We start from the raw sequence: 22,502 nt of genomic DNA, 5'->3' as shown, positions 1-22,502 counted from the left end.
AGGAAGTTTTTTTAGGTGTTTTTTTGCTGTCCCACAATCTCAACTTCTGAATTTTGATTAAATAGAACTAGATTATCGACATATACAAGGGTGAATTGAATCTTGTACGATATACTGCGAGGGGAAGGAGTCTTTCATATTGTTATAGCAGGTTGAAAGCGGTTCCCAGCAGAGCCGGTCGATATAGTTAGTCAGTTTGCGGTAATAGATTCTAACCGTGAATACAAAATATCCGGCTTGCTTTGGTTAGCGCGAGGTTTTACTACTACGAGGGAGGATTGAAATGGGAAAGAAAATACTTAGGAAGGTTTCTTCCATACTTACTTTTGTGATGATTTATACGGCAATAAACTTCGGAGGTATAGTGCCAGCCGCACATGCGGCCCCAGTCACTATTTATTCAACCGGTTTTGATACCAATGAATATATAAATGCGGCTACTCCAGCAGGACTGTCGGATTACGATCTTATTCAACCTTTGCCTGTATCTACGAACGATATCATACCGCTAGTATGGTACAAAGGTGAATATTCAAAAGGTCTATTACAAGCTGATTCCAAGATTTTTGTGAAAACGGGTTCCTCCGGCTTTTATAGATCTGGACCCGTATCTCTAAAGCTTCCGGTTAAGGCTAATATCGGCAGTGTAGCTACGATCAATGTGAGTACGGCTACCTATCAAAATATTACTGTTTCTTACTATGCCCGAACCCAAGGCTCACCGGGAGGAACACTATATTCAGAATGGTCTCCTGACGGTGGCAAGACGTGGATTGAAAAAGCAAATACACAAACAGTATCAAGCACCTCTTTTACCAACTATTACTTTACGATTAACGATACTCGCGCCAACGATAATGCTTATTTTATGTTCCGATTCAGGAGCGATGGATCCAATTCAGTTTATCTTAACGTCGACGATTTGACCATCTCCGGAGATCGTTTGACAACCAAACCGGTAACGGCTATGCAGCTAAACAAAAGTTCAGCAGAGATTGGAAGAAACGAAACCTTACAGTTATCTGTTGCCAATGTAACGCCTACGGATGCGACAGGTTTGAGCATAAAATGGACATCAAACAACAAGAATATTGCAACCGTAGATATGATCACTGGTTTGGTAACTCCTGCAACCCCGGTTTCTCCGGGTTCAGTTACCATTCGCGCAACGAATATTGCCACCGGAATTTATCGGGAATCCGTTGTGACCGTATTAGATCAGGAAGTTTATGTCCCGGTAAGTGGACTAGCCTTGAGTATTCCGAAAGCTTTAGTACCTGGTCAGTCCGTCTTATTAGGGGCTGATGTATCGCCGACAAATGCGTCTAATCCAAGTGTGCAATGGTCATCTAGCGATACATCCGTTGTTAGTCTGGATAGTAGAGGTATGGCAACGGCAATAAAGAAGGGAACAACGACCATCACGGCAGTCAGTGTGGATCAGGGCTCATATTCTGCGAGCAGCCAGATCCAAGTAATAGATGAACCGGATACAGCAAGAGCCCTATTATCTTTCGGTTTTGTCAATACCAACGATCCAAATCTTATGGCTGATGAGAGAGGTACCGTGACGATTGCCAGAGGGACAATTGATCATAAGGATAAAACCATTACCGTCAAGATACCTGCCGGAACAGATTTAAAGAAGCTTGTGGCCTCGTATGAAACGCCAGGGAAAAGTGTTTTTATTGGTAATATTCCTCAGCAGAGTAATGTGACAGTTAATGATTTCTCGAATGGGATGACTTATAAGGTTTATGGTCTATCCAATGTTTCAACGGATTATAAAGTTATCATTCAACAGAGAGCGCCGGTTTCGCCAAGCAGAAACTTCTATGCTTCAACACCGGATGACGTCGTTCAAGCCAGCAAGCAAGCGCAGCCGGGAGATAGCATCATATTGAAGAACGGAACATGGACGGATGCCGATATTTATTTTAGCGGTGATGGGCTTCAGGGCAAACCGATCACGTTAAAAGCGGAAACTCAGGGGCAGGTTATTTTTCAAGGGGCTTCCAGGGTTACCGTTTCCGGATCATATCTCATAGTGGATGGCCTTTCCTTTATCGGTAGAAGCGCTAATAAGCTGGATGGCGCGGTGAAATTCGACTATTTGTCCAATAATTGCCGACTAACGAATACGACTATGGATGACTTCAACCCAACGGATAAAGACTATTTCATTAAGGACGATATGAATCCGTTAGGAGCGTCGCTTCCTAAGCATACTTGGATATACAATTATGGAACCTACAATAGAATTGATCACAATACGATAATCCGAAAAGGCTTTACAGGTGAGACCCTCAGATTATGGAGAGGCGTCGTGCATCACTCGACAATTGATCATAATTATTTTGCCGAAAGATTATTAGACGACGCTAATGGAACGGAAGCCATTCAAGTAGGAATGTATTTGTCACCCAACAATTGGGATACCAAGCCTTCTTATTCTACTATAGAGCATAATCTGTTCTATCATTGGATGGGTGAGATCGAAATTGTATCGATTAAAGCACATAATACGATTTTCCGTTATAACACCGTAAGAGAATCCAGAGGCACAGTCGCTTTACGTATATCGGATAATTCTGAAATGTACGGTAACTTCTTTATGCAAAATAATTTGAAAGATTCAGGCGGAATTCGTGTCTATGGCTCCGGGCATAAGATATATAACAACTACTTTTCCGGAGTAGCAGGTACGACCGATCAACGGGTTGGCATCGCACTTCAGGCCGGAGTCAGTGTGCCGGGTCAGGATACACAGCCCGCGAAAAATGCGATCGTTGCTTTTAATACGATTGTGGATTCCAATTATGGGATTACCATAGGAGCAGCAGCCGATGCAGCCAAGACTGTTGGTCCTGACGGGCTGATACTTGCCAATAATTTGATCAAGGGAAGCTCTGTAAAAGAGGCAATTTTTGAAAATAATAAGGCACCATTAAATGCAGCCACTGCAACGATTCAAGGAAACATAGTTTATGGATCACCAATCAGTACATCATTGACAACAGGGATTCGCACGAATGTAAACCCACTCTTATCCAAATCAGTCAATGAGGAGGTTTACAGACCGGATGCAGCAAGCCCAGTAATCGGCGCTGCAGAAGGGACATTCAATTTCATTACAGATGATATGGATGGACAAATTCGTTCCCAGTTAAAAGACATTGGAGCCGATCAAAGAGCAGCCGGTGCAGTAACGCGCAAACCGTTAATGGCATCTGATGTGGGACCGCTCGCGCCAAGCAGTGATAAGGAGATCACGTCGTTCAGCTTTCAAGGCCTGCCGGCGTCTTATAACGGCGTCATTGTGAATACTAATATTGCAGTTACGGTGCCTTATCAGACGGATTTGTCCACATTGACAGCCATTTTTGCAACTACCGGCACAATAGTAAAGATTGGTTCAAAGGCACAGGTGAGCGGTACGACAGTGAACGATTTCAATAGTCAGGTGACGTATGTGGTGACAGCGGCAGATGGATCAACGAAAAGCTATACTATCGTTGTGAACAAAGAACCACATCATCAATCATCCAGTAAGTCGTCTTCAGGGCAGGGTGGCGGCGGCGGAGTCGCCATTACAGGCTCACAAGGTACGGAGTCCGTATCCGTATCGAAGCCAGAGGATGTTGGATTGACTGCAGCATTGGATGTGAAAAGCGGTATTTCCAAAGCATCCATTACTACGGATACACTAAGCAGCTTTTTTGACAAAGCGAAACCTGGGACAGACGGGATTAAGACGCTATCGGTTTTGGTAAATAAAATAGAGGGTTCCAAAGGTTATGAAATTTCGATTCCGGTTTCTTTCCTGAGTGCAAATGATGGGAACAAAAAGCTGGCGCTCAAAACCGAATTCGGCTCCATTATCGTACCAACGACGATGTTAAAAGCAGCGGATATGCAAAAGTCTGCAACGGCCTCGTTGCTTATATCGAAGGCAGATACCACTCAACTTCCCACCGAGCTGCAAAAAACGTTGACGGGTAAACCGTTCATCGACCTTGCGCTTAAGGTCGGCGATAGCTTGATCGATTGGAAGAGTGCGGATTCGCAGGTAGAAGTATCTCTGCCTTATACGCTCAGCTCAAAAGATGCCGACCCTGAGCATGTAGTCGTATGGTATGTGAATCGGGAAGGCAAAGCACAAACCGTTACATCGGGAAAATATGATCCTATCCAAGGGGTAGTGACGTTTAAAACGAATCACTTCAGCTTGTACGTGGTAACCGAGGTGTACAAAACATTCGCCGATTTAGCGAATTATATGTGGGCGAAAAAAGCGATTGAAGTCTTGGCTTCTAAAGCGATCGTGGAAGGTACGCAAAGTAATGCTTACAGCCCAGGTACTCTAGTGACCCGAGCCGACTTTGTACTGCTGTTGCACCGTACCTTGGGATTAAAGGGAGTGAACCCATCTTCGTTCCAGGATGTAAACAAAGACGATTATTATTATGATGCTGTCGGAACGGCAAAAGCGCTTGGAATCGTAGATGGCAGAGATGATAACTTATTCCATCCGCGTGATACCATTTCCAGGCAAGACATGATGGTGATGTTGGACAGAGCACTAAGCTTATTACCGAGCAACCGAAAACAAACGGGTTCTGGAGATTTAAACAGCTATAAGGATGCTTCCTCTGTATCGACTTATGCTGTGAAGAGTGTGGGCAGCTTGCTCAAAGCAGGGTTAATTGAAGGAGATAGTTCCTATCTTTATCCGCAAAATCAGGTTACAAGAGCGGAAGCGGCGGTAGTCCTATACCGATTGTACAATCAACAATAAAATGCTCTGAGCCTTTAGCTACTTGATTCGAATTAGCCTTCATCAAAGCCGTGATTAGCGACTTTGATGGAGGCTTTTTTTTTGAAATAACTGAACTTTGGTTAAATGTTTGGATATCTAGGACATTTACTCCATATATTTACAGAACTATAATAAAAATAGAAGGGGTTGAAAGCGCTAACATTATAAAGTGAAAGTAGATTTCTTAAAAAATTTGAAAAAGAGGTGGATTTGATGAAAAAAGCTAAAGTGGTGACCCTGTGTACGGCTCTGTTGATGTGTTTGATTCAATCGAGCGTTTCGGCAGCTACTACAACGAACTTGGATTCGGACGGACCGAATAATGGACTTCCCACCTATAAGCTGATTCAAAACGTTTTGGGTCCAGATGCGATTGAAGCCCCAGATAGCTTTGATGATTTGCAGCATATTAAAGAGACGACACAATCGCCCGTAGGAAATGCCTTTATTTTTTATCTGCACCGTGATGCTGATGGTGATCCTACAGGAACGACAACGGGAAATCAACGTAATGAGATCAAGGTATATGCAGGTTCCAATGATAATCTGAAAGGTTTCCAGGGCGAAACGCTAACTTACAAATGGAAGTTCAAGGTCGATAGCACGATGCTTGTGTCGAAACGGTTCACCCATATCTTTCAGCTGAAAAGTGAGGGTGGCGACAACGATCATCCGATCGTAACATTTAGCGGAGCTAAAACAAGCTCTGGAGATGAGCTGCAGATTCGTTACAGCTCTTCGAGCAGCAGTGGCGATACGATTCTGAAAAGCATCGACTGGTCGAGCGTGCAGGGGACTTGGATCGAGGCTACAGTAACGGCAAAAATGAGCGATAACGGATCTTTATCCGTTTCATTGAAGAAGTTGGATGGAACCACACTGGCATCTTACAGCAAAAGCAGCGGAGTGGATATGTGGAGAAGCGGCAACTTCATTCGCCCCAAATGGGGCATATATCGCAGCCTAGAAGACATAACAAATCTGAATGATGCAAAAGTATATTTTGCGAATTTTTCCATCACCAAGCAGTAGGATGCTCCACCCTTCTTCTGTTCATAATGAAGAGGGGTGAATTTGTTCAAGCAGCTTTTTTCCTAGATTAAGACATGTTTGTGGTATATTATAGATTCACATAATTTATGAAACAAGTTTACGATGATCCTAGGAGCGGGGCATATGAATGAATTAAGAGACTCTCAATTACAACTACTTTGGACTGCACGTATTGATTATTCAACAAGCAGTCGAGTGGAGCCGCATCAGCATAATGATTATGAGCAGTTGCTCGTTATTTTGTCTGGAGATGGTGAGGTATGCATTGGGGAGCAGAAATACACGGTAAAGGAAGGCGCGGCGTATTTATTATTGCGTGGGGTATCACACAGCTTTCAATTTAAGAAGGATACGATAACTCTGGATTTTAAATTTCGATTGTCTGATTCCCGAATCTTGAAAGCCCTAGGCTCTGCTGAACCGTATTGTATATGCAGGGGCACGGAATTATCGGAGATCAAGCAGTGGTATAAAATGTCGCTTCAGCAAATGAGAAATCCGGTGTCCGTTCACCCTTTACGGATCGAAGCAGGCTTCAAGAGCACATTGGTATCCTTGCTGCTGGGTGGGACTGCCGTTCACGCGAGCCCTTACGCTGCTTTGCCTTCGGTAGATGATAATGAGCCACTGGTCCACTATTTGAAAACAAACTTTGCCGAAAAAATTACACTTGATCTGCTAGCGAAGCATTTTGGTTTTAATCGGAACTACTTGATCAAAATATTTTACGATAAAACGGGTATTACGCCCATCCAATTTCTACAAGCCATCCGCCTGGAAAAGTCCAAAGAATATCTTGAATTTACATCACTATCCATATCTGAAGTAGCTGATAAGGTAGGATGGACGCTGCCGTACTTTAGTAAAATTTTAAAAAAGCAAGTAGGTCTATCCCCTTCCCAGTATCGAGATTCACTACTTAATGCGGTTGGAAAGGACATTATATTGGAGCATGACTTTTTAAATGAGTGGAGAATCGTGAGATAGAGCTTCCTTCTGCAAATGCGGAAGGAAGTTTTTTTTGCGTAAAAGGTGAGGAATGACAAAAACAAGTGAGTATTAACCATATCCGGGGTTTATGTGTTTCTTTATTATTAGAAAGTATAGGGCTTAACCGATTAGACGCGAAGGCCTCAGTAGAAATTTTTTTTAGATTTTCTGTAACGTAATTCAATAGCGATAGGAGCTAAAGAGAATGGTTAGAAAAATGTCCGTTCCGCCAATGCAGTTGGTCGATTATGATGGCGAAGGTACGCAGCTGTGCGCCGTTGTGGAGGAGATTGGGAATATCACGTTAAAAAGAGCGCTTATTCCCGAGCCTGCTGAAGGGGAAGTAAGGGTAAAGGTGAAATGGGTTGGCATATGCGGCAGTGATGTGGAAGTATTTCGCGGGGCTCGCGAGCCAGAATTTGTCTCGTATCCGACACGGCTTGGCCATGAAGTGGCCGGCATTATTGATAAAGTAGGGCTTAATGTAATCGGTCTCAAGGTGGGGGATCCTGTAGCACTTCGTTATATTTGGGGGGCCTTTGCTGAATATGTTTGTTGTACGCCTTTTTCTGTAAAGGTTCTTCCAAAGGAGCTTCCGCTCATTGAAGGTTCGCTGATCGAAGTGCTCCCCGGCATTATTCATGCCGCAGAGCTTGGCGATATTTCCCCTCATAAAAATGTGCTGATTACCGGACAAGGCGTCAGTGGCTTGGTGATGACGCAGATAGTTAGCTTATACAGTCCGCGAAACCTTGTGGTAACGGATTTGTACGATGAAAAGCTGGAACTGGCCCGCAAGTATGGGGCAACCCATACCTATAAGATTCCGTCGCCGGACGCGAATACGATGGATATTTTGGGCAAAGATTTCCCCGATGGCTTCGATGTGGTCATTCCCTGCTTGCTGGAGGGGGACGGAATGGTCGATGCGATCAATGCGGCTTCCCAGAATGCGCGCATCGTAATGTACGGGTGCATTGGAACTTGCCATAAGCCGGTCGATTTCTTCAAAGTTCATAAGAAGAGGCTCGATATCTATTCGACGGAACCAAAGCGGGATATCGATAATCGCTATTATTTTGATAAAGGCTTGCAGCTTGTACTAGATGGACTGGTCAATACGGAGGAAATGATTACGCATGTAGTCCACTTAAGTAATATTGCCGAAGCGTTTAAGCTGCGCAATGAGCATAAAGGCGACACGATTCATGTAATGATCGATTGTGAAACGAACGTATAACGAGGGGAGACGAGAATTGATGACTAACTTTACAGGAATGCAGGAAGCATCGTGGTCTGGATGGTGGAGCCAGATACAAACGAAAGTGGATCGGATGATGGAGCAAATGGGTGAAAAATGTCCTCATGCATCTGTGTCTGGTGTTTATGACGATGTAATCCTGGATTGGTGGACTTCCGGCTTTTGGCCGGGTATGATGTGGATTTTATACGATATGACAGGCAAAGAAAAGTATCGCCAGGGTGCATGGTCTTGGGATGAACGGATCGAACAGTGCTTTTTGCGAGAGAATCGGTTTCATCATGACGTAGGCTTTCAATTTCTAAGCACAGCGGTGATTAAATATAAATTGACAGGTGACGTTGACGCCAGACGCAGGGGGTTACAGGCTGCGAACATATTAGCTGGCCGTTTTAACTTGGCCGGAGGCTTTTTGCGGGCACAAAATCAGGAAGACCGCCCCGGGGGTTCGATCATCGATACGATGATGAACCTGTCGATTTTGTTTTGGGCATCGCAAGAGTCGGGCGATCCGCGATTTGCCCAAATCGCGCGTGCACACGCGGATACGGTACTGCGGCATACGCTCCGCGAAGACGGGTCATCGCATCACATTACCGTGTTCGATGCGGATACGGGTGAAGTGAAGGAATACGCGGGGGGTCAAGGGTATTCGCCGACCTCCTCTTGGAGCCGGGGGCAGGCTTGGGCTCTGTATGGAATGGCGAATACGTACAAATATACGGGGGACAGAAAATATTTGGACGCCGCAAAGCGTACCGCGAATTATTATCTTAGCTGTCTTCCGGATGACTACGTCGCCCATTGGGATTTCCGCGTTCCTGATTTAACCGGTGAGCCAAGAGACACATCAGCAGCAAGCATCGGGGCATCCGGTCTGCTGGAAATCGCAGAGCATCTGCCCGCTGAAGAAGGAAGAGTATACCGTAAAGCTGCAGAATCGATCATGCAATCTTTGTCGCAACATTATAGCACGCTGGATCGGCCTGAATTCGAGGGCATATTGCTTGAAGCTACAGGTAACAAGCCGATCGAAAGGTATGTCAGCGTATCGCTGATTTACGGTGATTATTACTATGTGGAAGCGATGGCTAAGCTAATTGGCTGGAATAATTTTATATTTTAACGAATGAGGAGTGGGCACAAAACGGTCAAAAAATGATACAGTGATTGCCAGCAACAATCTTTAGCTGCATGGGGTTATTATATGGAAGAATAAAGTGTTGTATCCAAAACAAAGCCATCCTTCCTTTTATCAAGGAAAGGGTGGCTTTTGTCATATCCGAGTCTGTTGATAGATGGAATGTAAAAGATAGGCCGATAATTAGTTATGGATTGACTACCGGTCATTGCCGCATTTTTTCGCGAAGTTTACTCGGAGATGCTGCGTAATGCTTGCTGAACGCCCGGGTGAAGGAATATAAATCGGGATAACCAAGCATAATTGCGATTTCCGTGACCGTATGCCGTGTTTGCTGCAGAAGCTGAAGTGCTCTCTCCATGCGTAGCTTTTGCAAATATTGAATGGGCGTCATTCCGGTCTGCTCGCTGAATATTTTGGAGAAATAAGCCCGGTGAACCGATATATACGCAGCAACGTCTTGCACGTTGATATTTTCGGTGTAATGCATATTCATGTACTCTAAGCTTCGGGGAATCCAAGCAGCGGGTCCGGCATCGGACTTGTCGGTGCTTTTTTGCGGAATCATAAGTCCGAATATACGGTAGATTGCCGCAATCAATTCGACTTGTCTCCGGCTGCCGTTATCTTCCTGTTGACTGAACAAATGAACAAGCGATGTTTCGAGTTCTTTACCGATCAAACCTCGGACATAAGGGACAGTTGGACGGAAGCCGGCTTTCCCGAGCAGCAGCGGAGTTTGCCCGCCATCGATGGAAACCCAAATCATTTCCAAGGGCTGGTCGGACGGAATAATGAAATGGCGGTATACGACGCCCGGATATGCACAAAATACATCGCCCTTGGCTAGCTCAATCTGCTGTTCTTCGTAGACATGACGAATCTTTCCATTCATAACAAAATGCAATGCGTAATAATCGATCATCCGCTGCGGGAAGCGATGCTCCGGGCCTGATTTGATGCGTCCCATCCGGACCGGCCATAAGCCGCCGTTCAAGGCCAACTCGTCAACAACATAATTGCGTGATTCTTCATACATATCAGAATTCTGCCGCTTGCCCATTATTCTGTCCGTACCCCCTGAATTCGGTCTGTTGCCAGTAGGCTAAAGTATAGCATTGACCTTACAAAATGACAAACCATAATGACGAATTACCATTTGCGGCTAGCAGTCCTGGTTTTATGATAGATATGTGAAACATGCGAATGCAAATCTTGCCGAAACAAAGAAGAGGAGATGAAATTATGAGCTTGATAGAAGCAACGGCCAAGAAGACAAAGGAACGCAAAGGCGTTGGAGTTATTGATTGCGATATCCATCATACTTATAAGGACATCAAGCAGCTGTTCCCTTACTTGCCGCGTAAATACAGGGAGCGTATTGAACTGTGGGGACCGAATTTTGGTGGGGGGCCGGGTACGATGAACGGAGGCAGCATCGGAAAAAGAGCCGATTCTTTCCCTCCAGGAGGCGGTCCTGCCGGTTCGGATCTTGATTTCATGATCGACCAGCTTTTGGATCCTTTCGACATCCGCTACGGAATTTTGACAGGAGAATTTATAGCGTGCACGAACACTGCCGATACATATTACTCGGCCGCATTGTGTTCCGCTTTCAACGATTATACGATTGAGCATTGGCTCGACAAGGAGCCCCGGTTCAGAGGCTCCATCTACCTGCCGATTCACGATGTAGCTGCATCGGTTCGGGAAATCGAACGGCTCGGCTCCCATCCCGGAATGGTTCAGGCTTATGTTCCGTCGGGCTCGCATCATCCTTACGGAAATAAAATGTTTCATCCGATATATGAGGCTTGCTTGAAGCATGGAATCAATTTCACCATGCATGTAGGAGCTATCGGCGATGGGATGAACGCACCTGCTACGAATGTAGGCTATCCATCTTACTATATTGAATACCGCGCTGCCCGTACGCAAGCTTACATGGCCCATATGGCCAGCTTTATCTTCGAAGGCGTATTCGAAATATTTCCGGAGCTACAAGTGGCGTTTATCGAAGGCGGCGTCTTCTGGGTCGCTCCTTACTTGTGGCGTCTTGACCAGGATTGGAAAGCACTGCGCGAGCAGACGCCTTGGGTGAAGAAAAAGCCTAGCGAATATTTTCTTACCAACATGTTCATCGGCTCCCAACCGATTGAGGAAACGCCGAACCGACAAGCGTTCGATACATTGTTCGAGGCTATGCACGCCAAGGACAAGCTGCTCTTCTGCAGCGATTACCCGCATTGGGATTTCGACTCGCCAAAGCTAGTTTTCCCAAAAATGGACAAAGAAACAACAAATAATGTGTTTTACTATAACGCTGCCAAATACTATGGCCTGCCTATGCCGGACAAATCGGAGGAATAACGATGGCGCACCATTATTTAGGAACAGTTGATGAATTCACAGAGGACGAACCGAAAATTGTTGATGTAAAAGGGCGGAGCGTAGGCATTTATAAATTATCCGGAAAGCTTCATGCCATTCTTAATTATTGTCCTCATCAGGGGGCGCATCTTTGCAAAGGGCCGGTTACTTCGTGGGTCACATCGCCGCTGCCCGGGCAATTTGTTTACGAACAAGAAGGGGAAATCGTTCGTTGTCCCTGGCACCATTGGGAATTTGACATTAAAACCGGCAGTCTAGTTGTAGATAATAAAGTCCGCACAAAAACCTACGAGGTTGTAGTAGAAACGTTTGATTTGTCGGTGGAGCAGGGAAAAGTATACATCGAGATGTAGCAGTACCAATGAGATCTTATCCGAGGATGGGCAGACATTTTCCAGGCTGTGCGCTCGGATAAGTTTTTTTGGATTAATTTGAACCGCTTTGCAGAACTAATAGCCAATGTGCCGGGTCTGGATAAGGTACTCATGAACAGGTTCATCGCAATCCCTTACAAAATGACAAACAAAACCTCGTGACAGTCGAAGAATTGAACCCGTGTTAATGAACTCTATTACTGAAATCGAGCTATTTTTTCCCCAGGGGGAGAAGTATCGAAGCATGAATCATTTATGGACTGAATCCCCAGCTTCCGCTGGAGCCGAAAAGTTAAATTTACAGAAATGCTGTATCATGAGTTTTATAAGGTAAAGCGATGACAGAATAAATGTCTAAAAAGCCTGCTTTTATGGCAGGCTTCTTAGAATACTACAAAAAAGAAGATAACTGAAGTGGACGAGCTTATCAGTGTTGTTGAGAACAAGATAACACAAGTCCAGCTTTTAGATTACATAAAGCAATTGGAATGGCAGGTTGATGAATTAGAAAGCTAGTTAGGGAAACTCCTTTGATACATAAATGAATTTCTCATACCGGGCTAACACGTGACTCTTCTGCTCTGGGTAGTGCTCATGCAAATAATCGATGAAGTAGCCCGGCTTTTCACTGTTGCCTTTGAAGAGATCGTAATGCAAAGGAACAACGGTGTCCATATCCGCAGCAACGGCAAGCTCGACTGCCTCCCTATAGTTCATATTTCCTTGCAATCTTAAAGATCTGAAGGCGTCTCTCCCATTAATCGGCAGCATGCCAATATCGATGGCTTCTTCCTTCAATGAATCGACCAGCCCTGGATAGATGATCGTATCTCCGGCATGATATAGCGTGACCCCATTCAGCTTCATGATATATCCGACATACCGATGGCCAAGTTCAGCATCGTATTCAAGTTCCTCGTGAGCTGCGGGAACTGCTTTAATATGAATATTAGATCCTTCCCACCACTCCCCGGTTCGAGCTAGTAGCAATTGTTCTTGAGAAATGCCCCGATTCAGCATTTCAGCGTGGCAATAACCAGGTGCCATAAAGAGGGTCCCCGCATTATTGCGCCCCATCACGGACACTGTAGCAAGATCCAAATGGTCGAGATGATCGTGAGTAATCAAACAATATGTCGCATTAGTGATATGTTCCGGTTGGATTGGCGCCGAAAACGCCCTTTTTGGGTTCTCGGATAAATAAGGATCAATATAGACGGTCGTGTCACCACCCTTTACAACGACGCTCTCCTGTCCCAAAAACCAAATGGCAAGCATGCCGTACGGGACTCTCGTATTGTTCATTTCATGGATTAAATCAGCTCCGAAACGTTGTCGAGCCACTGGTGTCTTCCCCCTTTCGGATTTCCAGATATGCGTTGTTCACTACGTTTATTGGCTCACCTATTAGGAATGCTCTTACATTATCCACGGCGGTATCCATCAATCGGCCTCGTGCGTCCTTGGTTGCCCAAGCAATATGTGGCGTAACAATGCAGTTTGGAGCTGAAAGCAGCGGGTTGCTTGGCAGTGGCGGTTCTACGGACAGTACATCCAGACCGGCGCCGGCTAGACGTCCCTCACACAAAGCATCAGCAAGATCTTGTTCACGGATGAGAGGACCGCGAGATGTATTGATCAAGAAAGCCGAAGGCTTCATCATTCGAATGCGTTCTGCGTTTATCAATTCCGTCGTCTCAGGGGTAAGCGGGCAGTGCAGGCTTATTACATCCGATAGCCGGAGAAGGTCGTTAAGTGAAACCCATTCGACCCCTGCCACAGGTGCAGGTTGGGTACGTCCGCTGCCGACGGCAATGACTTTCATCCCAAAGGCAGCTGCTATTTGTGCGGTTTGACTCCCGATTCTGCCGAGGCCTATTAATCCGAGCGTACGTCCTTGTAGTTCAACTTGTGAGGAGCGAGTGAAGCAAAAGTCCGATGATCGAACCCATTCTCCATCCCGTACAGCGTTCCCATGCATTTGAACCCGATGGCATAATTCCAAGAGCAGGGCAAAAACGAATTGGGCGACAGAATGAGTGCCATAGGTGGGAACGTTAGTTACGGGAATACCGCGACTTGCAGCAGCTTGAACATCCACAACATTATAACCTGTTGCCAGTACACCGATGTAGCGGAGATGCGGAAGCTCGGTCAACGTTTCTTTGAGTAGGGGAGTTTTATTAGTTAGAAGCAAGTTCGCCTCTGCGGCTCTCTGCATGAGCTGTTCAGGCAGCGTTCTTTCATATACGGTAAGATTGCCTAAGGCTTCGAGCCGTCCCCAATCTAAATCTCCCGGATTCAAAGTAAATCCGTCCAATACTACGATATTCATGCAGGAACAGCTCCTTGATAGTTGATTTGTCGTAGCGAATACATTAATTATGCGTCCGTAACAAAGAACGCCCTTATATGTATTAACTAGTATAAGGGCGTCTGTTTGTATTCAGACTATCGTGTTTATGGGGTTATTTATGTTCCTTTGAACTTTCAGGCAGAAGGAAATCGAAGTCACAGCCTTTATCTGCCTGTAGCACATGCTCCTGGTAAAGCCTAGTGTAGCCTCGTCCTGTAATTTCTGGAGGTGTCCATTCACTGCGACGTCTCGCCAGCTCTTCTTCAGTCACCAGCAACTGCAGAGAGCGGCGTTCTACATCCAGTTCAATTTCGTCCCCCGTTCTTACAAGAGCGATCACTCCACCGACCGCAGCTTCCGGTGTAACATGCAGCACGACGGTGCCGAAGGCGGTACCGCTCATACGTGCATCGGAAATGCGCACCATATCACGCACGCCCTGCTTCAGCAGCTTATCCGGGATAGGCAGCATACCCACCTCCGGCATACCCGGAGCACCGATGGGTCCAGCGTACTGGAGTACGAGAATATCGTTTTCCCTTACATCCAGCTCAGGGTCGTTTACACGTGCTTCCAAGTCTTCGACCGAGGTGAAGACGATGGCTTTACCGCAATGCGAAAGCAGAGATTTGGAAGCGGCCTTCGTCTTAATGACGGCACCATTCGGAGCCAGATTGCCGTGCAAAATAGCGATACCGCCTTCAGGGTGAAGCGGCTTATCGTAAGGATGGACAATATCGCGATACGTTTCGGAGATCGTGATATCCTTCAACCACTCGCCAATAGGTTGACCGGTGATAGTCATTTCATTTAGATGCAGGAGAGGGGAGAGTTCCTTAAGAACAGCGGGAGCTCCCCCTGCCCGGAACAGATCTTCCATTTGATATTTTCCCGCAGGTCTTAAATTGGCGAGGAATGGAGTTGTTCGGCTTAATTCATCAAATAAGCTGAGCGGTAGCTCGATTCCCATGCGCCCAGCTATGGCGATGAGATGGATGACAGCGTTGGAGGAACCGCCAACAGCCATAAGAAGCCTGATTGCGTTCTCAAAGCTGCCCTGAGTGAGTATTCTTGACGGCTTAAGTTCCAGTCTTACTGCCTCAACAATCTGCTTGCCTGTCTCCTGTGCAGCGGCTAACCTTTGGTTATGTGTTGCAGGTATTGCAGCCGCACCTGGAAGCATCAGACCTAAAGCTTCGGAGCAGACAGCCATTGTACTTGCGCTGCCCATAACCATGCAATGTCCAGCTGTTGGGGCTAACGCTGTATTGATTTTAACAAGCTCTTCCTCACTAACTTTGCCGCCGCGGTATTCCTGCCAAAAATATCGGCAATCGGAGCAAGCGCCCAAGGTACGCCCTTCGTATTCACCGTTGGCCATGGGGCCACCTGTAAACATGATGGCCGGGATGTCTGCGCTTACAGCACCCATCAACTGGGCAGGGGTTACTTTATCACAGCCGCCTAAGAGAACCACTCCATCAATCGGCTGCGCACGAATCATCTCTTCCGTATCCATAGCGGCAAGGTTGCGGTAAAGCATGGTTGTAGGGCTCGTATTGATTTCACCCAGTGAAATGGTGGGGAACTCCAAGGGCACACCGCCCGCCATAATCACACCCCGTTTAATCGCTTCGATCAAAGGGCCAAGATGGGAGTGACAACGATTAATTTCGCTATATGTGTTACAAATACCAATAACAGGTTTATCGAAATCTTTTTCGCTATATCCTAGATGACGATTAAAGGCTCTGCGCAAAAATTGGCTGAATCCCCGGTCCCCATAGGATGTGTAGGACTTGCTCATGGTTGGTAACCTCCATTCAAATGTCAATTTCATAATCTTGTATGAACAGGTTAAGGGAGCCGGGTGATGCAAAATTGCTCATCGTGGCCGAGCAGCTCGGCTTTTGTCATTTTGCCGGAGGCCACATCGAGAATCTCCTGATATATTTCTTCTCCCATTTGCTTCAGTGTTTTTTCGCCTGTCAGTACACTGCCTGCATTGATATCGATATTTTCTCTCATGGTTTGGTACGTTTTGGGATTACCGGTAATCTTGATGACGGGTACGCCCGGAAACCCGGTAGGCGTGCCCCTTCCGGAAGGGAACAGAATCATTTGGGCGCCGGCTGCGACTTGTCCGGTGGAAACCTCGCCATCGTGCCCGGGTGAATCCAGCAACAGCAAACCTTTTGAGTCAGGCGTTTTTCCATACTGCACAGTTCCGCTAAACTGCGCATTGCCGGATTTCTTCATACTTCCAAGTGACTTTTCGACCACACTTGATAAACCGCCGTCATAGTTTCCTTTAGAAATGAGATGAGTTCGGTTGACGTTGCTTGAATTTTGCGTTTGCCGCCGCAGCTTTTCCTCAGTCCGTGCTACAATGTCACGGATTTCTGCAGCGATATTCTCGTTGACCGCACGTCGTGCCAATATTTCCTCCGTGCCGATCAACTCCGTGATCTCGCTTAGAATGGATGAGCCTCCTTGGGCTACAAGCATATCCGAGGCTATGCCGAGGGCGGGGTTGGCGATGAGGCCCGAGGTCATATCGGATCCCCCGCAGTTAAGTCCGATCATCAGGTGACTGACAGGTGCTTCTTCACGAGTTTGGCGTGAGGCGATTTGCTGCATTTCACGCGCATATTTTGTCCCCTGCTGGATGGCGGCTAGCGAATCCCCTTCTTTTTGAATAACAACAGTGGATAGCATTTTCTGAGTAGACGCAATGCCATCCGCCAGCTCATAAGGAGAGAACCGTTCACATCCGAGTCCTACCACGACAACGCCGGCGAAGTTAGGATTGCGGCCGATTTGGATCAAAGTCCTGGCTGTTACTTCCAGATCTTCTCCCACCTGGCTGCAGCCTACAGGATGCCGGAAATAAATAGATCCCGGCACCTGATAAGCAATTCGCTCAGCGACCTTGGCAGAACAGAATACAGAGGGTATGACCGCAATCAGATTACGCACGCCGACCGAGCCATCCTTACGATAGTACCCCAAAAAGGAGTCGGACATTTATTTCAAACCCCTTTCGCAGTACATATTATGGTTATGAATCCAGCATCCTTTATGGATGGCTGTGCACATTTTGCCGATTTCCTCTCCGTATTTCATAACAGGCTCATTGGCTTCGAAATCTTTAAGTGCGATTTTGTGTCCGAATTCAATCGCTTCTTCAGCTGTCAGTTCATCCAATCGGTCTGGAAACCTGATGACGCAGCGGTCGCCCTTTTGAAGCGGGACCAAGGCCACGGCGACATTATCAAGCGGATCCAGAACAAGTGCGGTTTTATCGTAACCTCTCACTGTGGAATCATTATTATTCATCATGACGTTCTCCTTCAAGAACGGGTTATTTTTGAAACGATACATCCTGAAGCATCAAAAGTTAAGCTGCTGGTTCCAATTAATTCGAAAGGTACTTTTTGTCGCTTCATCGTCTCCAGAACGGAAGCGGATACAAACATTTTCTCCAGATGCAGCGTGTTTGGGATTTGCACCAGGCTCACTTTTGTGGGCTCACGTTCAGGTCCCAAACTGCGCAGGGCAGCTTCTATGGCTTCTTTCTCATTGTCAAAAGTCATCGGCAGCATCGCTCGCTGCAGAAAGGTGCTTGTGATAGTGCTAGTGTACGTAGCGGTCGTATTGATTTTCTGTGTTAGCGCTTTCGTGGTGAAATCGGCCAGGCCGATACCTTGGGCATTGCCACCGGAACTATCTGCAAGATCAAGCACGACCAGTCGTTTGACCTTGGGTGCAGCAGGCTCCGGCATACCGGCAATTCTCCACCGGCCGATGATATTCGGATCCATGCCGGAACCGCTGAATGTTTTTCCCATCTGCTCAACAACCAGCAGATCGATATCGTCAATAGGAAGCCGGAGCATCATCGCCTTAGAACGGAGCAGCAGTCTGGCTTCCTTACTGTGCCATTCGTTCGGTTCAACACCTACGATATCGGCGGTCTCGTCATATCCGTTTTCAAGTATGGCTATGCCTAATGCAATATGTGCATGCTCCAGCGCATACTTGGAAACCTCCTCGATGTTTATAGCCATATCTTGAACCCCCGCACCGTGGATAAAAGAGGCGCCGGTGATTTTACCGAGACCGATTGCGATCATTTTGCTCAGCCCGCTTTCTATGCTTCCACGGAAGGCTGTGTGAGCCTTAATCCGGTTGACCACGATGATCCCGTCGGCAGAACAGGCATGCTGATCCATATAAACCGGAAACGGCGATGGTCCAGGCGTATACCCGAGCAGCTTCACGTCCATAGAAGAGAGAATGGGAGCTCCCACGGATTGTTCGGTAATGCCCAGATGGCGCAGCACATCGACTTGGCCTTCCGCGGTAGCTCCTCCGTGGCTGCCCATCGCCGGAACGACAAAAGGGTGAAGCGAAAGATTGCGAAGTGCGGATGCAATAGCTCGCACTATTATCGGAAAGTCGGTGATGCCCCGGCTTCCCGCTGTAATCGCTACGGTGGCGTTTTCCGGCAAACTGCGGATGCCAAGCGAATTTGTCACGATTCGCCGGACTGTATCCTCAATCTCGCTTAGCCGCTCAGAAGGAAATGATAACCGAACCTCAAATAAATCCACAGCTTACACCCCGCTTGTCGAGGGGGGTCTGACGATCGCTTTTATAATATGCGGATCTCGAGTTTCCATTTGTAGCAATGGGATTTCGAAATCTTTGAGCTCGTATTCGTGGGTAATGATTTCACGAACGGGGATTTTTTGCTGCTCGACCATTTGGATGGCCTGTTTCCATACGTTTGGACTTGAAACTGAGCCGTAAATCTCCAAATCTTTGCGGACGATAATATTGGCGTCAATCTCGGCTCTTCGCTCAAAAATGCCGACCAGACAAACTCTTGCTCCCGGTGCGGTAACTTCAAACAAGCTTTCAAAGGCGGATGCACTGCCAGACGCTTCGATGATCACATTAAAAAGCTCGCCGCCAGTCACTTCCAGCGCTTTGGCCGTATAATTGTCGGCGGATAGGTTGATCGTATGGTCGGCACCAAGCCTTTTGCCGACGTCCAGACGGTTTTGCCGCAAATCGACCAAGGTTACGGAGGATGCGCCGAAAGCTTTTGCCATAGCGGTAGTAAGCAGTCCGATCGGTCCGGCGCCAACGACAAGCACATGATCGGCCGGCGTCACTCTTACCTTCTCAATACTGCGGTAAGCTACAGCTGTCGGCTCAATCAAACAAGCTTCCTCGAAAGACAAATTCGGTGAGAATGGATGAAGCGCGTAGCTTGGCACGACGATGTATTCCGCAGCAGCACCGTTACGGCCAAAGACACCGTTTTCAACGCGCTTCGGACATATATTGTAATTGCCTTTGCGGCAGTTTACGCATTTGCCGCAAGGAATGGTCACCTCGCCGACTACCCGCTGGCCGATGGTAAATTCGCTGACGTTCTCCCCGACAGCTTCAACTTCTCCCGACCACTCATGGCCCGGTATAATGGGAAAGGTCACACGATGATTTTGTAAGCCTTGGTATAAATGAAGGTCCGTTCCGCAAACGCCGATACAGCGGACGCGCACCAACACCTCATATGGGCTGCATGCCGGCTTTTCGGTGGGGCGTACATGCATGACCCGTTCTTTATCGACCATGACGGCCAGCATTTCATTAGTTGACATGTTTCATTCATCCTTTCACCCCCGAAAGCCTACAGAGATCTGTACAAGCTTCTACAGCTTTTGCTCGTAGGAATAAAACCAATAGTGGATGACTTCACAGGCTGCGCCAATGGAGGCGGCAAGCTCGCCGAAACGGCTCGGAACAATGTCTATTCGGGTTGAAGCATAGAAGTAGCATCGTTCCGACAATGTACGGTGAATTGGATTAAGTATCCATTTATCAGCTTTGGCCATGTCGCCCCGGATTATAATGACTTCCGGATTAAATGTATTGACGACGTTGGCGAGTCCGATTCCCAGAAATTCGCCTGTTTCCGTCAAGGCTGTAATCGCTCCATTATCGCCAGCATTGGCAAGCGCAATAATTTCATCCACCTTAGGCGGAGTTTCGATATTTTTGTTTTTCATAAAATTGCGTATAAGCGCTTGAGGCGAGGAGTACATTTCCCAGCAGCCCCGGTTGCCGCAGTTACAGCGCGGGCCTTCCATATTGATGGTCATATGTCCCATCTCTCCAGCAAACCCATCTTGTCCCCGAAATACTTTCCCGTCTATAAAAATGCCAACGCCAATACCTCGATTGGTGACGCTGAGTAAAATTTGATGATTTCTTCCTTTGCCGGCCCCGAAGGTCGATTCCCCGATCACTGAAGTATTGCAATCGTTATCGACAAAAGTTTGAATCCCCGTGTAGCTTTCCACCAGATGCTTTAACGGCAGGTTTTGCAAGCCTGCGTTAGGCGCAATTACGAGTGTGCCTGTCTCGTGATTGACGATGCCGACGACCCCGATGCCAATACCGATGATGCCGAGAGCGGACTGCGGAACGGCACTGCGAGCTTCATCGATCGCTTTGAACAATTGATCAACGATTTCTTTTTCGTTGTCAGAGATGAGATACGATTTCTTCCATTGCACGCCGGCATTCAGGTTGACTACGATTACCGTCATGAAGCCGACATTCAACTCGATACCAATCACATAGCCGGCATCCCCGTTAAAATTTAGAAGGGTAGGCCTGCGGCCGCGTTTCGATTTGACTTCGCCGATTTCGACTACATACCTTTTGGCAATAAGCTCTTCGACCATGGAAGAAACAGTTGCTTTATTGAGTTTCGATATTTTGGATATTTCGATTCTGGAAATCGGTCCTTTTTCACGGATAAGATTCATGACAAGCATGATATTAATTTGCTTGATGAGGTCCGCATCTCCGGTCATTTCGCGTTTTATCATGGGATCCCCCTATAGATATATTAGTTGAATTAAGTTTATCGTATAAACTATAGGGCAACAAGTTATTGTTTCTAGTTTAACTAATAAACAAATACAAAACAAATCTGATGAACAAACAAACTGATGGGCAATCAGCTGGTTCAACGTAATTATAACCCAATAAATCAGCGTTGAAAAGTGTTTGTGTATAAAAAATAAAATTTATAAATTATTAAATAGCTATATTGACTTGGGAAAATATGTTTGATAATCTGTGTTCGTGGGATTTATTTAATTTAACTCTTAAACTAAATAAACTCAAATCTGATTTTCGTTTTAAAGGGCGTATCATAAAGGTAAGCGCTTCCTAAATTAGGCGGCTGCTTGTCGAAGACAGGAGCGAAAGGACAATGAGAGAAAATACAGTTAAACGGCGGCTGCGCGAAGGGAAACCGAGCGTAGGATCGTGGCTGTCCATTCCGAGCCCGTATACATCGGAGGTGATGGCCCAAGCCGGATACGATTGGCTGGTCATTGACATGGAGCATAATCCTATTTCCATTGAAACGGCGGGACTAATGGTATCTTCAATGTTTAATACGAGTACTGTACCGCTTGTACGGGTGCCTTGGAACACAGGGGAAAATATTAAAAGGGTGCTCGATATGGGCGCATGGGGCATCGTTGTTCCGATGGTCAATACAAAGGAGGATGCAGAGCTCGCTGTACGCGAAGCCAAGTATCATCCGCTCGGCAGCCGCAGTGTCGGCGGACGAAGGCATGCGGTTGGGTTCGAAACCGATACCTCAACTTATTTTGAGAAAGGCAACGAACAGATCGCAGTGATTGTTCAAATTGAACATATCCAGGCTGTGCGCAATATTGATGACATACTGAGTGTGCCTGGAATCGATGCTTGTTTTATTGGACCCAATGATTTGATGTCTTCCATGGGACTGAAGCCGGGGCTGGAGAGCACCGATCCGGCGGTTGCAGCCGCTATAGAGGAAGTGAAACAGTCCGCTCGTCGCAATGGTGTACCCACCGGTATTCATGTTGCTAGCCCAGAGGCGGCCAACAAGCGCATTGCCGAAGGCTTTCAATTTATCGCGATTGCGAGCGAAATTGCCGGAATGCTCAGCAAAGCTTTGGCCGATATATCCCAATTGGATGCTTCGGCGCTCGAAAGTAAGAGCGCTATAAAGGAAGTGCGGTACTAACGAATGC

The 22,502-nt window shown here is 46.7% G+C and carries 17 protein-coding genes; 8 read left to right on the top strand and 9 right to left on the bottom strand.

Features of this window, described 5'->3' with window-relative positions:
* Nucleotides 1–283: 283 nt before the first annotated feature.
* The 5 genes from ACFQ0C_RS17680 (at nucleotide 284) to ACFQ0C_RS17660 (ending at nucleotide 9,249) form a co-directional block, all read left to right on the top strand.
* Nucleotides 284–4,798, top strand: a complete 4,515-nt coding sequence (locus ACFQ0C_RS17680; RefSeq protein ID WP_379368379.1) for a chondroitinase-B domain-containing protein — start codon at nucleotides 284–286, stop codon at nucleotides 4,796–4,798.
* Nucleotides 4,799–5,032: 234 nt separating this feature from the next.
* Entirely contained in the window at nucleotides 5,033–5,851 is an 819-nt protein-coding gene (locus ACFQ0C_RS17675) for a hypothetical protein (RefSeq protein WP_379368378.1), read from the top strand.
* A 144-nt stretch (nucleotides 5,852–5,995) separates the two neighbouring features.
* Nucleotides 5,996–6,859 carry an AraC family transcriptional regulator gene (locus ACFQ0C_RS17670; RefSeq protein WP_379368377.1) on the top strand — a complete coding sequence of 288 codons (864 nt, stop codon included), beginning with the start codon at nucleotides 5,996–5,998 and terminating at the stop codon, nucleotides 6,857–6,859.
* Nucleotides 6,860–7,067: 208 nt separating this feature from the next.
* The gene (locus ACFQ0C_RS17665) at nucleotides 7,068–8,102 is read left to right on the top strand and encodes a zinc-dependent alcohol dehydrogenase (protein ID WP_379368376.1); all 1,035 of its coding nucleotides are present in this window, start codon (nucleotides 7,068–7,070) and stop codon (nucleotides 8,100–8,102) included.
* Between the two features lie 19 nt (nucleotides 8,103–8,121).
* The gene (locus ACFQ0C_RS17660; RefSeq protein ID WP_379368375.1) at nucleotides 8,122–9,249 is read left to right on the top strand and encodes a glycoside hydrolase family 88 protein; all 1,128 of its coding nucleotides are present in this window, start codon (nucleotides 8,122–8,124) and stop codon (nucleotides 9,247–9,249) included.
* Between the two features lie 220 nt (nucleotides 9,250–9,469).
* On the opposite strand, the gene ACFQ0C_RS17655 is transcribed toward ACFQ0C_RS17660, so the two are convergent.
* Nucleotides 9,470–10,327, bottom strand: a complete 858-nt coding sequence (locus ACFQ0C_RS17655) for a helix-turn-helix transcriptional regulator (protein ID WP_379368374.1) — start codon at nucleotides 10,325–10,327, stop codon at nucleotides 9,470–9,472.
* A gap of 182 nt (nucleotides 10,328–10,509) precedes the next feature.
* Between ACFQ0C_RS17655 and ACFQ0C_RS17650 the strand changes: the two genes are divergently transcribed.
* Nucleotides 10,510–11,634 carry an amidohydrolase family protein gene (locus tag ACFQ0C_RS17650; RefSeq protein ID WP_379368373.1) on the top strand — a complete coding sequence of 375 codons (1,125 nt, stop codon included), beginning with the start codon at nucleotides 10,510–10,512 and terminating at the stop codon, nucleotides 11,632–11,634.
* Nucleotides 11,635–11,636: 2 nt separating this feature from the next.
* A complete protein-coding gene (locus ACFQ0C_RS17645) occupies nucleotides 11,637–12,008 on the top strand; it encodes a Rieske (2Fe-2S) protein (protein ID WP_379368372.1) in 372 nt (123 codons plus the stop codon).
* A gap of 537 nt (nucleotides 12,009–12,545) precedes the next feature.
* Here ACFQ0C_RS17645 and ACFQ0C_RS17640 read toward each other — a convergent pair.
* From ACFQ0C_RS17640 to ACFQ0C_RS17605, 8 genes are all read right to left on the bottom strand, one after another.
* Nucleotides 12,546–13,373 (bottom strand): MBL fold metallo-hydrolase, encoded by an 828-nt coding sequence (locus ACFQ0C_RS17640; RefSeq protein WP_379368371.1) that lies wholly within the window; start codon nucleotides 13,371–13,373, stop codon nucleotides 12,546–12,548.
* Nucleotides 13,348–14,364 (bottom strand): D-2-hydroxyacid dehydrogenase, encoded by a 1,017-nt coding sequence (locus tag ACFQ0C_RS17635; RefSeq protein ID WP_379368370.1) that lies wholly within the window; start codon nucleotides 14,362–14,364, stop codon nucleotides 13,348–13,350. The genes ACFQ0C_RS17640 and ACFQ0C_RS17635 overlap by 26 nt, the downstream gene beginning before the upstream one ends.
* Nucleotides 14,365–14,497: 133 nt before the next feature.
* Complete coding sequence (locus ACFQ0C_RS17630; RefSeq protein ID WP_379368369.1) at nucleotides 14,498–16,192, bottom strand: IlvD/Edd family dehydratase; 1,695 nt, start codon at nucleotides 16,190–16,192, stop codon at nucleotides 14,498–14,500.
* Between the two features lie 50 nt (nucleotides 16,193–16,242).
* On the bottom strand, nucleotides 16,243–17,412 hold the full coding sequence (locus ACFQ0C_RS17625) for a UxaA family hydrolase (protein ID WP_379368368.1): 1,170 nt from the start codon (nucleotides 17,410–17,412) through the stop codon (nucleotides 16,243–16,245).
* Nucleotides 17,413–17,727 (bottom strand): UxaA family hydrolase, encoded by a 315-nt coding sequence (locus tag ACFQ0C_RS17620; protein ID WP_379368367.1) that lies wholly within the window; start codon nucleotides 17,725–17,727, stop codon nucleotides 17,413–17,415.
* Nucleotides 17,728–17,738: 11 nt separating this feature from the next.
* Entirely contained in the window at nucleotides 17,739–19,001 is a 1,263-nt protein-coding gene (locus ACFQ0C_RS17615) for a nickel pincer cofactor-dependent isomerase, group 22 (protein WP_379368366.1), read from the bottom strand.
* Between the two features lie 3 nt (nucleotides 19,002–19,004).
* Nucleotides 19,005–20,060, bottom strand: a complete 1,056-nt coding sequence (locus ACFQ0C_RS17610) for a zinc-dependent alcohol dehydrogenase (protein WP_379368365.1) — start codon at nucleotides 20,058–20,060, stop codon at nucleotides 19,005–19,007.
* 51 nt (nucleotides 20,061–20,111) lie between these two features.
* On the bottom strand, nucleotides 20,112–21,296 hold the full coding sequence (locus ACFQ0C_RS17605; RefSeq protein WP_379368364.1) for an ROK family protein: 1,185 nt from the start codon (nucleotides 21,294–21,296) through the stop codon (nucleotides 20,112–20,114).
* Between the two features lie 389 nt (nucleotides 21,297–21,685).
* Between ACFQ0C_RS17605 and ACFQ0C_RS17600 the strand changes: the two genes are divergently transcribed.
* On the top strand, nucleotides 21,686–22,495 hold the full coding sequence (locus tag ACFQ0C_RS17600) for an HpcH/HpaI aldolase family protein (RefSeq protein ID WP_258215760.1): 810 nt from the start codon (nucleotides 21,686–21,688) through the stop codon (nucleotides 22,493–22,495).
* The last annotated feature ends 7 nt before the right edge of the window (nucleotides 22,496–22,502 follow it).

The sequence above is a fragment of the Paenibacillus sp. GCM10027630 genome (genome assembly GCF_042676305.1).
Taxonomy (GTDB): Bacteria; Bacillota; Bacilli; order Paenibacillales; family NBRC-103111; genus Paenibacillus_S.
Note: the sequence above shows the minus strand (reverse complement) of the source record. Positions and strands in the feature narration are given on the sequence as shown.